The 14,836-nt window shown below is 63.6% G+C and carries 15 protein-coding genes, 2 pseudogenes and 1 riboswitch; of the genes and pseudogenes, 9 read left to right on the top strand and 8 right to left on the bottom strand.

The annotated features are described in order from the left end of the window. Window positions 1–214: 214 nt before the first annotated feature. The 4 genes and pseudogenes from fdxA (at window position 215) to O7A70_RS34240 (ending at window position 2,066) form a co-directional block, all read left to right on the top strand. The gene (gene fdxA, locus O7A70_RS26555; RefSeq protein WP_013892564.1) at window positions 215–553 is read left to right on the top strand and encodes a ferredoxin FdxA; all 339 of its coding nucleotides are present in this window, start codon (window positions 215–217) and stop codon (window positions 551–553) included. A gap of 369 nt (window positions 554–922) precedes the next feature. Continuing rightward, window positions 923–1,504, top strand: a complete 582-nt coding sequence (locus tag O7A70_RS26550) for a CarD family transcriptional regulator (protein ID WP_006327799.1) — start codon at window positions 923–925, stop codon at window positions 1,502–1,504. Window positions 1,505–1,584: 80 nt separating this feature from the next. After that, window positions 1,585–1,737: pseudogene (locus O7A70_RS34245) on the top strand (helix-turn-helix domain-containing protein); the annotation flags it as partial. Next, complete coding sequence (locus tag O7A70_RS34240; RefSeq protein ID WP_442921216.1) at window positions 1,701–2,066, top strand: IS3 family transposase; 366 nt, start codon at window positions 1,701–1,703, stop codon at window positions 2,064–2,066. The pseudogene O7A70_RS34245 and the gene O7A70_RS34240, both read left to right, overlap by 37 nt. Before the next feature lie 68 nt (window positions 2,067–2,134). On the opposite strand, the gene O7A70_RS26535 is transcribed toward O7A70_RS34240, so the two are convergent. From O7A70_RS26535 to O7A70_RS26525, 3 genes are all read right to left on the bottom strand, one after another. Next, window positions 2,135–2,905, bottom strand: a complete 771-nt coding sequence (locus O7A70_RS26535; protein WP_337143017.1) for an amino acid ABC transporter ATP-binding protein — start codon at window positions 2,903–2,905, stop codon at window positions 2,135–2,137. Beyond that, on the bottom strand, window positions 2,902–3,582 hold the full coding sequence (locus O7A70_RS26530; RefSeq protein ID WP_027141826.1) for an amino acid ABC transporter permease: 681 nt from the start codon (window positions 3,580–3,582) through the stop codon (window positions 2,902–2,904). Before O7A70_RS26530 ends, O7A70_RS26535 begins: the two co-directional genes overlap by 4 nt. A 137-nt stretch (window positions 3,583–3,719) precedes the next feature. Further along, window positions 3,720–4,493, bottom strand: a complete 774-nt coding sequence (locus O7A70_RS26525) for an amino acid ABC transporter substrate-binding protein (protein ID WP_337143016.1) — start codon at window positions 4,491–4,493, stop codon at window positions 3,720–3,722. A gap of 318 nt (window positions 4,494–4,811) precedes the next feature. Here O7A70_RS26525 and O7A70_RS26520 point away from each other — a divergent pair, with 318 nt between their 5' ends. Beyond that, window positions 4,812–5,675, top strand: a complete 864-nt coding sequence (locus O7A70_RS26520; RefSeq protein ID WP_027141824.1) for an RNA polymerase factor sigma-32 — start codon at window positions 4,812–4,814, stop codon at window positions 5,673–5,675. Between the two features lie 16 nt (window positions 5,676–5,691). Here O7A70_RS26520 and O7A70_RS26515 read toward each other — a convergent pair whose 3' ends face one another. The 4 genes from O7A70_RS26515 to thiB all read right to left on the bottom strand — a co-directional run bounded on the left by O7A70_RS26515 (window position 5,692) and on the right by thiB (window position 10,853). Then, on the bottom strand, window positions 5,692–7,161 hold the full coding sequence (locus O7A70_RS26515; protein WP_023784820.1) for a M48 family metalloprotease: 1,470 nt from the start codon (window positions 7,159–7,161) through the stop codon (window positions 5,692–5,694). A 232-nt stretch (window positions 7,162–7,393) separates the two neighbouring features. Next, complete coding sequence (thiQ, locus tag O7A70_RS26510; protein ID WP_337143015.1) at window positions 7,394–8,170, bottom strand: thiamine ABC transporter ATP-binding protein; 777 nt, start codon at window positions 8,168–8,170, stop codon at window positions 7,394–7,396. Continuing rightward, on the bottom strand, window positions 8,163–9,812 hold the full coding sequence (gene thiP, locus O7A70_RS26505) for a thiamine/thiamine pyrophosphate ABC transporter permease (RefSeq protein ID WP_337143014.1): 1,650 nt from the start codon (window positions 9,810–9,812) through the stop codon (window positions 8,163–8,165). The genes thiQ and thiP overlap by 8 nt, the downstream gene beginning before the upstream one ends. Window positions 9,813–9,854: 42 nt before the next feature. After that, on the bottom strand, window positions 9,855–10,853 hold the full coding sequence (gene thiB / locus O7A70_RS26500; RefSeq protein ID WP_337105697.1) for a thiamine ABC transporter substrate binding subunit: 999 nt from the start codon (window positions 10,851–10,853) through the stop codon (window positions 9,855–9,857). 43 nt (window positions 10,854–10,896) lie between these two features. Further along, a riboswitch (TPP riboswitch) is annotated at window positions 10,897–11,011 on the bottom strand. Window positions 11,012–11,098: 87 nt separating this feature from the next. Here thiB and O7A70_RS26495 point away from each other — a divergent pair. Genes O7A70_RS26495 through O7A70_RS26480 form a run of 4 tightly spaced genes read left to right on the top strand, consistent with a single transcriptional unit; the run spans window position 11,099 to window position 14,164 of the window. Beyond that, entirely contained in the window at window positions 11,099–11,743 is a 645-nt protein-coding gene (locus O7A70_RS26495; protein WP_337143013.1) for a thiamine diphosphokinase, read from the top strand. Between the two features lies 1 nt (window position 11,744). After that, a complete protein-coding gene (locus O7A70_RS26490; RefSeq protein ID WP_337143012.1) occupies window positions 11,745–13,565 on the top strand; it encodes an ABC-F family ATP-binding cassette domain-containing protein in 1,821 nt (606 codons plus the stop codon). 57 nt (window positions 13,566–13,622) lie between these two features. Beyond that, window positions 13,623–13,865: a type II toxin-antitoxin system CcdA family antitoxin gene (locus O7A70_RS26485; protein ID WP_337143011.1), complete on the top strand. Its 243-nt coding sequence runs from the start codon at window positions 13,623–13,625 to the stop codon at window positions 13,863–13,865. Further along, window positions 13,865–14,164: a CcdB family protein gene (locus O7A70_RS26480; protein WP_337143010.1), complete on the top strand. Its 300-nt coding sequence runs from the start codon at window positions 13,865–13,867 to the stop codon at window positions 14,162–14,164. Before O7A70_RS26485 ends, O7A70_RS26480 begins: the two co-directional genes overlap by 1 nt. Window positions 14,165–14,190: 26 nt before the next feature. Here the strand turns inward: O7A70_RS26480 and O7A70_RS26475 are convergent. Beyond that, a pseudogene (locus O7A70_RS26475) lies at window positions 14,191–14,836 on the bottom strand (hypothetical protein); the annotation flags it as partial.

The raw sequence follows: 14,836 nt of genomic DNA, 5'->3' as shown, positions 1-14,836 counted from the left end.
GTGTGTTTCCCGAGGGCAAAGACAAACAAAAAGCAGAACCGGGACCGGCAAACGCGACGGCCGGTGGGGCATGTCGGGCCCTCGCGGCACCGGCCGCCTGGAATTCCATTCCCAAACCCTGGCGCCACTGGGAATGGCCACCCTTGCAAGCGGCCGATAAAGGCGTTACCTCACAAAAAAAGCCAACAAAAACGGGACATCCCGGAGCCGACCGATGACCTATGTCGTGACCGACAACTGCATCAAATGCAAATATATGGACTGCATCGAGGTCTGTCCGGTCGACTGTTTCTACGAGGGCGAGAACATGCTCGTCATCCATCCCGACGAGTGCATCGACTGCGGCGTCTGCGAGCCGGAATGCCCGGCCGACGCGATCAAGCCCGACACCGAGTCCGGCCTCGACAAATGGCTGCAGATCAACACCGAATACGCCGAGAAATGGCCCAACATCACCGCCAAGAAGGAGCCGCCGGCCGACGCCAAGACCTTCGACGGAGAGGCCGGCAAGTTCGAGAAATACTTCTCCGCCGAGCCGGGCGAAGGCGATTGACAACGCCGCTGTAAAGGCTTGTATGACGCAGCGTAACAGGCAGGTCGGATTAACCGCCTTGACAGGCGGCGATTGGTTGTGGCCTTCGCTTACGCAGCAAAACCTTGATTCTTCCGACTTTTTGTGTTACATCAGCGAAACATGCCGGTGACACAACGTCGATTTATGGCGCAGACGCCCCAAATCACTGAAAGGTGAAAATCCCATTCCGGACCAGAGCGATCTGGGCCAGGCGGCCGCAGTTCGTGCGGTTTGCCGGTCCCGGCCTTTCCGGTGGGTTCATCTGTTGTGCGGCTAATGGTCGGTGACCCCGATCACGCGAGTTCAGCCGGCACCGCCGCCGGCCCACAACAAGGAGTTCAGGGCGTAATGGCAACGATCACCCCGCAGAAGAAGTCCACTGCCGCGCGTCACGGTTTCAAGACCGGCGAGTACATCGTCTATCCGGCGCATGGCGTCGGCCAGATCGTCTCGATCGACGAGCAGGAAGTGGCCGGCCACAAGCTGGAACTTTTCGTCATCGACTTCCAGAAGGACAAGATGCGCCTGAAGGTGCCGGTCGCCAAGGCGACCTCGATCGGCATGCGCAAGCTGTCGGAAGAGGATTATGTCGAGCGCGCGCTGAAAGTCGTGCAGGGTCGCGCCCGCGTCAAGCGCACCATGTGGTCGCGCCGTGCCCAGGAATATGATGCCAAGATCAATTCAGGCGACCTGATCTCGATCTCGGAAGTCGTGCGCGACCTCTACCGTGCCGACAACCAGCCGGAGCAGTCCTATTCCGAACGCCAGCTCTACGAGGCAGCGCTCGACCGCATGGCTCGCGAGATCGCGGCCGTAAACCGCATGTCGGAAACCGAAGCCGTGCGCCTGATCGAGGTCAACCTCAACAAAGGCCCCAAGCGTGGCGCCAAGGCCGACAATGAGGAAGCCGAGCAGGAAGAAGCTGCCTGAGCTTTTCGCCTTCGAGTTAACGAAAACCCGGCCTCGTGAACTGACCCCCGAAAGTTGGACACAACCTTCGGGGGTTTTGCATGTCCAGATTCAGCGAGATTGAGAAGCGCTCGATTGTTGAGCGCTCCTTGAGCGGGGACGAGAGTTACGCAAGCGCTGGCGCCGCTGCTGGCACTGACGCTGCGGCGGTTCGCAAGTGGGTCGCTGCGTACCAGGCGCACGGCGATGCCGGGCTGTCGCGCAAGCACAGCCACTACGACGCAGAATTCAAGCTGTCGGTTCTGCAGCGGATTTGGGACGACAGGCTTTCGTACCGACAGACCGCGGCTTTGTTCAACATTCGCAACGCGGGTTGCCTGGCGGGCTGGGACCGATTGAGAGCTTCTTCGCCACGCTCAAATCCGAACTCTTCCATCCGGAAAGGTTCGAAACCGTCCAAAGCCTCGATACGGCCATCGAGCACTACATCGACTACTACAACCACCGCCGCATCAAACTGAAACTGAAAGGGCTGGCCCCAGTGCAATACAGGACCCAGCCCTTAAATCTACCAGACCAATGAACCGTCCAACTTTACGGGGTCAGTTCATCGCGCCGGGTTTTCTTTGGGATCGCCGGAGATTGCCGCACCTATGCGCCACTCTCCTTCTCCGCCGCCTCCTGCTTCAGCGTGGCGATGAACCGCTTGGTCCGTTCGCGCTCCGGATTGCCGAACAGCGTGGCGGATGGCCCCTGCTCGACGATGACGCCGGCGTCGAGGAACACCGCTTCCTGGGCGATCTTGGAGGCGAGGCGCAAATCATGCGTCGCTATCACCATGGTCGTTCCCTCGCTGGCGAGCTGACTCAGCACATCGACCACCTCCTGCGCCAGCTCCGGGTCGAGCGCCGAAGTCGGTTCGTCGCACAGCAGCACCTTCGGCGACGGCGCCAGCGCCCGGGCGATCGCCACGCGCTGCTGCTGGCCACCCGACAGCGTCGCCGGCCAGGCATCCGCCTTGTGCGCCATGCCGACCTTTTCCAGCAGCGCGAGCGCCCGCTCGCGGGCGCGCGCCTCCGGCCATTTCAGCACCGTGACCAGCCCCTCCATGACATTTTCGATGGCGGTGCGATGCGGAAACAACTGGAAATTCTGGAACACCATGCCGGTCTGCAGGCGCAGACGCCTTATGTCCGCCGCCGACACCTTCCCGCCGGGACGGAACTCGAGCGTCTCGTCGCCGATCCGCACCGTGCCCGAGGTTGGTATCTCCAGCAGGTTGATGCAGCGCAGCAGCGTGCTTTTTCCCCCGCCCGAAGGCCCGACCAGCGCGGTAACGCTGCCTTCGGCGATGGCAACCGTCACCCCCTTCAGCACGAGATTGTCGCCGAAACGCTTTTCGATGTTGGTGAGGCCGATCATGAGCGTGCCTCCAGGAAGCCGCCATAGCGGTTGAGCCGCTCCTCCAGCCGAGTCTGCAAGGCCGAAAGCACCGAACTCATCGCCAGATAGAGGATCGCCGCCTCGACATAGAGGATGAGCGGCTCATAGGTGGTGGCGACAATGCGCTGCGCCGCCTGGAACATCTCCGGCACGGTGATGGCGGCGGCCAGCGACGTGTCCTTGACCAGCGAGATGAAGGTGTTGGAGAGCGGCGGCACCGCCACCCGGCCGGCTTGCGGCAGGATGGTGCGCCGCATCGCCTGGCTCCAGGTCATGCCGATCGAATAGGCGGCCTCCCACTGGCCTTTCGGCACCGAGCCGATCGCCGCGCGGATGATTTCCGACGTGTAGGCGCCGATATTGAGCGTGAAGCCGATCAGCGCCGCGGTAAAGGCGTCGAGCAGGATACCGACCGACGGCAGGCCGTAGAAGATCAGGAACAGCTGCACCAGGAGCGGCGTGCCGCGGAAGATCCAGACATAGAAGCGCACGAGCGCCACCAGCGGCTTCGGCCCGAACAGCCGGCCGAGCGCCGCGCCCAATCCCACCGTCAGGCCGAGCACGAAGGACAGCAGCGTCAGCGGCACGGTGAAGATCAACGCTGCCCACAGCAGCGAGGGCAGCGAATCCAGCATCAGTTGCAGCCAGTGCGGCACGAAATATCCTCCGGAAGGGACGGGCAGCGTCATCGAAGCGCGAATGCGTCAGCCATATCACGACAAAAGCGGCGAGCCGTCAAAGACGGCTCGCCGCTGGATGGGCTGCGGGGCGACAACCCGCCCCGCCTTATGAATTACTTCGAGACGTCCTGGCCGAAATAGGTGTCGGCGATCTTCTGGTAGGTGCCGTCGGCCTTGATGTCGGCCAGGGCCTTGTTGATGGCCGCGACCAGCTCCGGATCGCCCTTGCGCACGATGACGCCGGAGTAATCGGCATTCTCTTCCTGGGCGGCGATCTTCACATTGGCGTCGGGCTTGTGCTTCTTGAAGTCGAGGAACGACAGGCTGTCATTGATGGTGGCGTCGGCACGGCCGGTCAAAAGCAGCTGGATCGACTGGTCGAAGCCGTCCGTGCCGACCAGTTCGGCGCCATTCGACTCGGCCAGTTTGCCGAAATTGGAGGTTAGCGACTGCGCCGACTTCTTGCCCTTGAGATCGGCGAAAGTCTTGATGTCGGTATTGTCGCCGCGCACGATCAGCACCGCCTTGGAGGCGATGTAGGGATCGGAGAAATCATACTTGGCCTTGCGGGCATCGGTGATGCCGACTTCGTTGATGACGGCATCATAGCGGTTGACGTCGAGGCCGGCGATCAGGCCGTCCCACTTGCCCTCGAGGAACTGCGCCTTGACGCCGAGCTTGTCGGCGATCGCCTTGGCGATTTCGACGTCGAATCCGACGAGCGCTCCGGATGCATCATGATAGGTGAACGGAGCGTAAGTGCCTTCCGTACCGACCTTGATGACGCCGGCCTGCTTGATCTGGTCGAGATTGGCGCCGGCATGCCCCGATGCGACCGCCAGGACCTGCAGCGTTCCGGCGATGATGAGCGACTTCAGCCATTTCATTTTTCTGTGATCCCGTCCTTGGCCTGATATCAGGCATGTTGTGAGAGTTGGAAAATGACAGATGCAGCTCGGAAAAATAAGGAACAAAATTTCAAAGAGGGCTAATTCCAGAAATCAAATACTCCAAAAGGAATTGCGTTGCAGCATCAGGATTCCGGGCAGCCGTGCCGAAATTGCCCGGACGTCATCGCTCGCCTGCCTGCGCCAGCGGAACCTTTCCCGCGCACGGCAGTTTTGGCTGTTCTAGGGCACGACGCCGTCATTTCAAGCCGGTTCCTGCCAGTTTGTCATTCGCACGCCTGAGCCAAGGAGCGCCTTATGATGGAAGACACGGCAGGTCGGGTCATGGTCCGCGCGGCAATGAGGGCGCCTTACCTCGAGCGCGACGAGGAGCATCGGCTGGCACTGCTTTGGAAAGAGGACAACGACCAGAACGCATTGCACAGCATCACCGTTGCCCATATGCGGCTGGTCATTTCCATGGCCTCGAAATTCCGCCATTACGGCTTGCCGCTCGGCGACCTGATCCAGGAAGGCCATGTCGGCCTGCTCGAGGCTGCCGCCCGCTTCGAGCCGGAGCGCGAGGTGCGGTTTTCGACCTACGCGACGTGGTGGATTCGCGCTTCGATGCAGGACTACATCCTGCGCAACTGGTCGATCGTGCGCGGCGGCACCAGTTCGGCGCAAAAGGCCCTGTTCTTCAATCTCAGGCGCTTGCGTGCCCGTCTCGCGAACGGCGCCGAACCGCTCTCCAACACGACTCTCTACCGCGAGGTGTCGGTTGCGCTCGGCGTTTCCGAAGCTGATGTGGAGTTGATGGATTCACGCCTGTCGGCGCCCGACTCCTCGCTCAACGTGCCGCTTGCCGACGATGCGGGTGCGACCGAGCGGATGGACTTCCTGGTCTCGGATGATCCCTTGCCCGACGAGATTGTCGGCGACAAAATCGACGTCGCGCGCCGCTCGCTCTGGCTGAGGGAGGCGCTTCAAGCTCTCAACGCCCGCGAACTCCGCATCATCGAGGAACGCCGGCTTACCGACGAGGGCGCCACACTCGAGGCTCTCGGCGAAACGCTCGGCATCTCCAAGGAACGCGTGCGCCAGATCGAGGCCCGCGCCATGGAAAAGCTCAAGGTCGCGCTGGTGAAGCAGAACCCGGAATTCATGGCGACTGCCGCCTGATTCCCGCGACAGGCGCTTACTTGTCGGTGACGATCTTGACCTTGTCGCCGGCCGAAACCGCGGCCCCCGGCGACAGCGCGTTGAGCACGCGGAACAGGTCGAGCTTGCGGTCGACTCCCACCATCTGGGCGGCAAGCGAACCCATGGTCTGTCCCGGCTGTACGGTGAGCACACGAATATGCAGTGGCTTCAGTGCCGCCTTTTCGGCGGGGCTGAGAATGCGGAAGGAGCCACTGACCGAGCGCGCCACCGTCTCCAGTGAGGTGCTGGCCGATGGCGCCGCGGTCAGCAACCGGTAGACCTGGCCGCCGGCCCGGATCACGGCGATATCGAACTGCCAGCCTTCGGCGCCTGCGTGCGCGGTCGCCGCCTCATTGCCGTTGATGGTTTCCTGCTTGACGGTGCTGTCGTCAAGGCCGGCCACCCAGCCGCTTCTGATATAATCGGTCAGGGCACGGTTCTTGTCGATCGAAACGCCGTCGAAGCGGATCGCTATGTCGCCCGGACCGGTCGCCGTAACCGCTGCCGCTGAATTGTCGATGATGAAACCGTCCGGCACGGTGAACGACACGCCGAGGCCCGGATGCAGGAAGGTTTCGCCGCGCACATAGCCTTCTTCCGGCGTATCGCCATAAAGCAGGCCGTCTATGCCGGCGAGGAAGGAATCGCGGTCGCGCGTGCCGAAACCGGGCGCGCCGAACTGGCGGGCGTGGCGCTGTGCCAGATCGATGCGTTGCGGCGTGTTGGGGTGGGTGGCCAGGAAGTCGAGGCTGGCGTCCGTGGCACCGCTGATCGAACGGAAATCGGTGTAGGCCGACATCGACTGCAGGAAGCGGCCGGCGGCATAGGGATCGTAGCCGGCTTCGCCGATCGACTTGATGCCGATGGCGTCCGCCTCCAGTTCCTGATTGCGCGAGAACTGCGCCAGCCTGAGCTTGCCGCGGATCAGTGCTGCCTTGGCGGTCGGGCTGTCGCCGAGCACATCGGAAACGACCTTGGTCGCCAGGCCTTCCTCGGCCTCCAGCTGCTGGCGCTGCAGGCCGTGATTGGCGGTGACGTGGCCCATTTCATGCGCGATGACGGCGGCGAGCTCGGACGAATCATTGGCCAGCGCCAAGAGGCCGCGCGTGATGTAGAGATAGCCGCCCGGCAGCGCGAAGGCGTTGACGTTGGGCGAATTGAGGATGGTGATGCGATAGGTCTGGGTCGGGTTGGCCGATACCACGGTCAAATTGCCGACCACCTTGGCGACCATGCGCTCAAGCTTGGGATCGGAATATTCGCCGCCATACGTTGCAAGGATGCGCGGATGCTGCGCCTTGGCGAGTTCGGCAAGCTTGTTGTTGGCGGCGACATTGTCCACCGTGATCGGCTTGTCGGATGGCTGGAAGCCGGATTCCTGGACCTCCGGAGGCGTGAACATCTGGCAGCTTGCCAGCGCCACGGCAAAGCCAGCCAGCGCCAGGAACCGCGCCAGCGGATTCATTCGTAGCCTGTCAGCGCTGATCGCCAGAATGGCTTCCTTTCAGGTCCTTGCGCATGACCACGGCATGCGCAAAACAAACTGCTACAGCGTCCGTCACGCGCCCCTCTGGGCGGGCAGCAGATGCTGTAGGCAAATCACGGCCTGTGCCGGACCGGTATCGAGCGGACCTAGCCACACTACTCCAGTCATGGCAAGCAAGCGCCACATCGCCTCAAGCCGGTTTGAGCGTAAATTATGTCCGCTTCCGGGCAATATCTCGTGATAACGCATCCCCGGCACCGGCACCGATATAGCGCCGGAACGCCTCCGGCCCAGCCCCTGCAAAGAAATCATCCGAGGTGCCTGAGGCAGCGATGGTGCCATTGTCCAGGAACACCACCTTCTGCGCGATGCGGCGGGCATCCTGCGGCTGGTGCGTGACGAACAGCACCGTCATGCCTCGCTCGGCATGGAGGCTGGCAACCAGGTCGAGCATGTCGCCGCGCAAGGCGGGCCCAAGCGAGGCGAAGGGTTCGTCGAGCAGCAGCACCGGGCGGTCACGCACCAGCACGCGGGCCAGGGCGACGCGCTGGCGCTCGCCGCCCGAAAGCTCGCGCGGCAGCCGCTTCTCCTTGCCGGCAAGGCCGGTGCGCGCAAGGGCGCCCGCGATATCGGCATGGTCGGCTTCGGTCAACCGCAACGATGGCGAACGGCCGAGCCCGACATTTTGCTGGACAGAAAGATGGGCGAAAAGATTGTTTTCCTGGAACACCATCGACACCGGCCGCGTCGCCGGCGGCTCGGCACCTACGTCGGCCCCGCCGACCAGTACGCGGCCGGATCGCGGCGTCTCGAACCCGGCCACCAGATTGAGCAGCGTCGACTTTCCCGAACCGCTCGGCCCCATGATGGCGGTGATCCGCGTCGCGGTGAATCCGACATCGAAGGCGAACAACGCCTCGCCATAACTGAACGAGACCCTGTCCAGCCGCACCGCAACCCCTTTGCCGTCAGCCGCCCCGTCAGACATCGCGGGCCATCCCCTTTCCCAGCCGGTCCGCTGCCAGCACCAGCGCCAGGCAGACAAGGCCCAGCAACAACGCCAGGCCGGCGGCGTCCTGCGTGCGGTAGCTGCCCATGCGCGCCAGGAGAAGGTAGGGCAAGGTCTGCACGGAATCACTGCCGAACAGGGCGATCACGCCGAGATCGCCAAGCGACAGCGCCATGGCGAAGGCAAAGGCGGTGGCGAGCGGCCGCCGAAGCGACGGCCAGTCGACCAGCCACAGTCTTGGCCAGCCGGAAATGCCGAGCTGTGCGCAGAGCCGCTCGTGACGCTCGCTTGCCGCATCATAGGCGGGACGGACGGCGCGCAGCGCGAAAGGCATTGCCATGACGGCGTTGACGGTGACGACCATGAGCGGAGCGACAGCAAAGACATCGCCGAGATGGCGCAACAGAAGGAACCAGCCGGCGCCGATGACGATCGGCGGCACGACCAGCACAAAGCCGGCGCCGGTATCGGTGGCATGTTCGAGCAGTGTCCTTGAGCCGGAGCGGCGGTTCAATGCCAGCGCCCTCCGCGCCATTGTGAGAGCCAGCGACAGCATCACCGAAAGCAACGCCGACAGGAACGCGAGCACGGCACTGGTCAGTGTCGCTTGCCGGACAGTGGCCTCACCGGCCAGCCGGCCGAGATCGGCGCCCAATCCGGCGGCCACGGTCGCCGCCATGGGTCCCACCACGAACAGCAGCGCCAGCCCGATGAGCAGGGCATTCAGCACGGCCTCAGTCCTGTCGACCGAGAGATAGCGGCGCGGCGCGACCGGCAGGTTGGTGTCGCCGACGACATTGGCGCCAAGCCGGGTCAACGCCAGCACCACGACAAAGGTCAGCGCGATCTGCAGCAATGTCAGCGCGACAGCCCGCGCGGGATCGAAATCGAAGCGCAATGCCTGATAGATGCCGACCTCCAGCGTCGTCGCGGCCGGTCCGCCGCCGAGCGTCAGCACGATGGTGAAGGATGTGATGCAGAGCATGAAGACAAGTCCGGCGACGCCGGGCAAGGCGGCCCGCAGCGTCGGCCATTCGATCAGCCGCAACGCCGGTCGCGCTCCCATGCCGAGCTGGCTCGCCAGCCGCCACTGGTCTGAGGGGATGGTTTGCAGCGCCTCCAGGAACAGGCGGGTAGCCAATGGCAGGTTGAAGAAGACATGGGCAACGAGAATGCCGGAGAGGCCGTAGATGCCCGGCCAACCCTGGCCGCCACCCCAGTTGGACAGGCCGGCGAAATAGCCGGCTCGGCCGTAGAGCGCCAGGATGCCAAGCGCCGCGACGATCGCCGGCAGCGCCAGCGGCACGGCGAAGAGCTGCAGGATGAAGGCGCGGCCGGGGAAACGTGGATGCCGCGACAGCGCCCGCGCCACGAACAGGGCAGGCCCGACCGAGAGCAGCGTCGACAGGGCCGCCTGCCAGAGCGTGAAGCGCACGACACGGAAGAGGTAAGGATCGAAGGCGGCCCAGGCGCCGGAAAAATCGTGCGCGCCTTCGACTAGCAGCCCGGCAAAAGCGCCTCCGATCAGCAGCGAGGTTGCGGCAAGCGCGACAATGCCGGCTGTGATGCGGGGGTCAGAGCGCGTTTTTGCACTGAGAACCAACGTCGACTTGGGAAACATTGTGTTCCTTGGCGGTCATCTCACGAGACTAGCCCACAAAACCTACTTGCTCATCACCGCCAGCCATTCGTCCACCCAGGCCTTGCGGTTGGCCGCGACTTCCTCGGGGCTGAACAGCAAGGTCTTGGTCGGCTTGACCAGTTTGTCGAAGGCAGGGTTGAGCGGCTTGTCGGTCTTGCCGGCCGGGAACATCCAGTTGGTCTCCGGGATGGCGTCCTGGAATTTCGGCCCGGTCATGAAAGCCATGAACTTGGCCGCCAGCGGGTTCTTGGCGCCTGTCGTGGTGATGCCGGCGACTTCGATCTGCAGGTACTCGCCCTCTTCGAAGGATGCCGCCTGGTAGCGCTCGGTGTTCTCGGCGACCATGTGGTAGGCCGGCGAGGTGGTGTAGGACAGCACCATCGGCGCCTCGCCCTTGGTGAACAGGCCATAGGCCTCGCTCCAGCCCGGCGTCACGGTCAGCACCTTGGCCTTGAGCTTGGCCCAGGCTTCCGGCGCCTTGTCGCCATAGACCGACTTCACCCACAACAGCAGGCCGAGACCGGGCGTCGACGTGCGCGGATCCTGAATGACGATCTTGTCATTGGCACTGCCCTCGACCAGGTCCTTCAGGCTTTTCGGCGGCGTCTTCAGTTTTTCGGTATCGTAGACGACAGCGAAATAGCCATAGTCGAAGGGGACGAAAGTATCGTCGCTCCAGCCGCCCGGCACATTGACATCGCTCACCGCGCCGTGCGGCGCGAACAGGCCCGACGCCTTGGCATCGGCGGTGAGATTGGTGTCGAGGCCGAGCACGATATCGGCCTTGGTCGAAGCGCCTTCCAGCTTGACGCGGTTGAGCAGCGCCACGCCATCGGCGACCGAGACGAACTCGACATCGCAGCCACATTCGGCTTCGAATTCCTTCTTCACCACCGGGCCTGGACCCCAGTCGGCGGTGAAGCTCTCATAGGTGTAGACGGTGAGCTTGTCCTTGGCCAAAGCCGGCCCGGACAGGGTCACTACCGTGGCCGCGATGAGGGAATATAAAAGCGTGCGCATCGGCGCCTCCTTCGTTTGCGTTGAAAGGAATTGAGGCGTCGGATTGTCCGAAACGTCTAATCCCTCCGCCGGTACAAACCGGATCAGGTTCAGCGGGTTGGCGAGACTGCCTCTCAGCCGGCCCGCGAAAGTCGCGTCCGGCACCCCGTTAGAGCGTTTCGACACATAAGCCCGGCCGATGGGACACGCAAGTGGGAGTTTGCCGCCTTCCGTTTCCAGTGCCGGGCTGGTAAGGGCGACGGGATATGAGCACATTCACCATCCTGCTTGGCGGCGACCTCATCCGCACGCCCCGGCTCGACCGCCAGGTCGAAGGCTCGCGCGTCATCGCCGCCGACGCCGGCATCGGCCATGCGCGGATGCTGGGCCTTGTGCCGGAACTGTGGGTCGGTGATTTCGATTCCGTACCAGCCGATCTGCCGGAAGATCTCGCCGCCGTGCCCAGGCAGACCTTCCCGGCGGAAAAGGACAAGACCGACGGCGAACTGGCGATCGCGGCAGCCCTTGAACGCGGGGCGACGCGCCTTGTGCTGGCGGGCGCCTTCGGCGGCAAGCGCGCCGACCACGCCTTCCTGCACCTGGCGCTTGGCCTGCGGCTGGCCGAGGCCGGAACGGATGTGCTTCTGACCAGCGGTGCCGAGGAAGCTGTCCCCTTGCTGCTCGGCAGGGCCAGCTTCGATTATGCCGACGGCACGCTGTTTTCGATCCTTGGCTTCTCCGAACTCTCCGGCCTGACCGTCACCGGCGCCAAATGGCCGCTCGACAAGGTCGAGGTGGCTTTCGGTTCGTCGTTGACCATTTCCAACGAGGTCAAGGGCCGCCTCGACGTCGCGCTTGGCCATGGCCGAGCGCTGCTGCTCGCCCATCCCTATCCATTGCCTGAAAGCTGACATGGCCCCGCCTCTTCTCAATCTCGACGGGATAAAACTGACTTTTGGCGGCACGCCGCTGCTCGACGGCGCCGCCTTGACCGCGTCGACCGGCGACAAGATCGCGCTGGTCGGCCGCAACGGGTCCGGCAAGTCGACGCTGCTCAAGATCGCCGCCGGCCTGATCGAACCGCAGGACGGCGAGGTGTTCCGCCAGCCTTCCGCGACAGTGCGCTATCTGCCGCAAATGCCCGACATGGACGGCTTTGCGAACGTGCGGGCCTATGTCGAAGCCGGGCTCGGGCCAGCCGACGATCCCTACCGCGCCAGCTATCTGATGGAGCATCTCGGCCTGTCGGGCGAGGAACGGCCAGGCGACCTGTCCGGCGGCGAGGCCAGGCGCGCCGCGCTTGCCCGTGTCATGGCGCCAGAGCCCGACATCCTGCTACTTGATGAGCCGACGAACCATCTCGATTTGTCTGTCATCGAATGGCTGGAAGAGGAGCTCGTCCGGACTTCCTCGGCGCTCATCGTCATTTCGCATGACCGCCGCTTCCTTGAACGCGTGTCGCGCGCCACCGTCTGGCTCGACCGTGGCCAGACCCGCAGGCTGGACAAGGGCTTTGGCCATTTCGAGGAATGGCGCGACCTAGTGCTGGAAGAGGAAGAGCGCGAGCAGCACAAGCTCGGCCGCCAGATCGTGCGCGAGGAGCACTGGCTGCGCTATGGCGTGACGGCGCGGCGCAAGCGCAACATGCGCCGATTGGGCGAACTGCAGACCATGCGCCAGCGCTTTCGCGGCCATCGCGGCGCCGAAGGCTCCGCGACCATGGTGGCAAGCGACGCCGCCGAATCCGGCAAGCTGGTGATCGAAGCCAAGAACATCGAGAAGAGCTTTGGTGATCTCACCGTGGTCAAGGGGTTCTCGACCCGCATCCAGCGCGGCGACCGCGTCGGTCTTGTCGGGCCGAACGGAGCCGGCAAGACGACGCTCCTGAAGATGCTGACCGGCGAATTGGCGCCGGACGCAGGATCGGTGCGGCTCGGCACCAATCTGGAAATCGCCACGCTCGACCAGAAGCGCGAGGCCGTCGACCCGCAGGAGACGCTGGCGCAATATCTCACCGATGGGCGCGGCGAGAACCTCGTCATCAATGGCGAGCAGCGCCATGTCGTCTCCTACATGAAGGATTTCCTGTTCAAGCCGGAACAGGCGCGTACGCCGGTGCGCGAGTTGTCCGGCGGTGAGCGGGCACGGCTGATCCTGGCGCGCGTGCTGGCGCGGCCGGCGAACCTTCTGGTGCTCGATGAGCCGACCAACGATCTCGACATGGAGACACTGGAACTGCTGCAGGAACTGGTTGCCGGTTTTGCCGGCACCGTCATCCTGGTCAGCCACGACCGCGATTTCCTCGACCGCACCGTCACCAGCATCATCGCGCCGGACGGCGGCGGCCGCTGGGTCGAATATGCCGGCGGCTATTCCGACATGCTGGCGCAACGCGGCGGCACAAGGCTCGACGATCGCAAGACACGCGCCAAGGCCGAAGCCGGCGATGTGCCCATGCCGGGCAGGAGCGAGCCGGCGGCGCCGAAAGGGCCGGCGAAGAAACTGTCGTTCAAGCAGAAGTTCGCCTTGGAGTCCCTACCCAAGAAAATCGAGGCGGTGACCGCATCGATCTCGCGGCTGGAGAACAACATCGCCGACCCGGCCTATTACGAGCGCGACCCGGCCTCCTTCCAGAAGACGATCGCCGCCCTCGACAACGAGCGTGCCACGTTGGCGGCGCTCGAGGAAGAATGGCTGGAGTTGGAGATGCTGCGGGAAGAGATGGAAGGGTGAAGATTGCATGCGGCCTTTGGTGCGCGTATATTATGCGCATAAAGGAAGGCGATTTCCATGCTGCAATCGACGCAGAAATCTCAGCGAAAGTCGGTCAACACGTCCATTGACGCCCAGCTGATCGAAGATGCCAAAGCGCTGGGCATCAACATCTCCCGCGCTGCCGCAGCAGGTATTGCCAAGGCAATTGCAGCGGAAAAAACGCGCCGTTGGCAAGAAGAGAACAAGGAAGCGATTGAAAGTTCCAACGCCTACGTGGAGCGCAACGGACTGCCATTGGCCAAATACCGGCTGTTTTGATGGCACGCTACGATCTTTATCGGAATATCGACGGCGACGGTTATCTCCTCGATGTTCAGGCCGACCTTCTTGATAGGTTGACTACGAGAGTCGTCATTCCGTTGATGCCGCCCAATATGGCTCCGGTGCCGGGCCGCCGACTAAACCCGACCTTCGCCATCGACGGCAAAGACCATGTGATGGTCACACAGTTCATCTCAGCCTTGACGGCCTCCGAATTGCCGGAGGTCGAAGGAAATCTTTCCCGGCATCACGACGACATCGTCGCCGCACTCGACATGCTGTTCCAGGGTTTCTGAACGAAGGCGACCGTTGCGCCGCCTTCTCAACCCGCCGTCTTGGCCTGCCAGGCCTTGATCGCCTCGTCGAACACCTTCTCGCCGGGAAGGCCCTTTTCCATGGTCAGCAATGCCCGCCGTCCGGTCTTGTAGACCACCGGCACGTCGATCCAGTCCTGGCCGCGCAACAGGGTCATGTTGGCGTCTTCGTCGGCCTTGGTGTCGTTGAGCGCGACGAGGAAGAAGCCGTCGGCGATCTTGGCCGGGATGCCGATCAGCGGGCTGCCGGCGTCCTGTTCGGAGCTCTTCATGGCGACGCGCAATATGTTGTCGACGCCGCCGCCCTCGAAGCCGTCGGGCGTCAGGAAGATCATCTCGATGATGTGGCTCGCCGGCAGGGTCTGGTCGGTGTTGCGGCGGATGGTCATGCGCAACTGGATGTCCTTGCCCGGAATGGTCGCCTCGGCACGGATCGCCGGCTCGGGCGGCAGGTCGCCGCCGGGCGATTCCTGCACCAGTGACCAGACGATGCTGCCGGGCTCGGCCGAACCCTGCGCCGCGCTGGTGCGTTCCTCATAGAAGATCGCCTTCTGGCCGACCGGAACCGCGGTCTGCGCAGCAGCCGCGGCCGGTGCCGCCGGCGTCGCGCCTGCCGGTGCCGTCGGCGTGGCGCCTGCCGGCGCGGGCGGCGTT

This window comes from Mesorhizobium sp. Cs1299R1N1, assembly GCF_037179655.1.
GTDB classification, from domain to species: Bacteria; Pseudomonadota; Alphaproteobacteria; order Rhizobiales; family Rhizobiaceae; genus Mesorhizobium; species Mesorhizobium salmacidum.
This window is presented reverse-complemented; position numbering and strand designations above follow the sequence as displayed.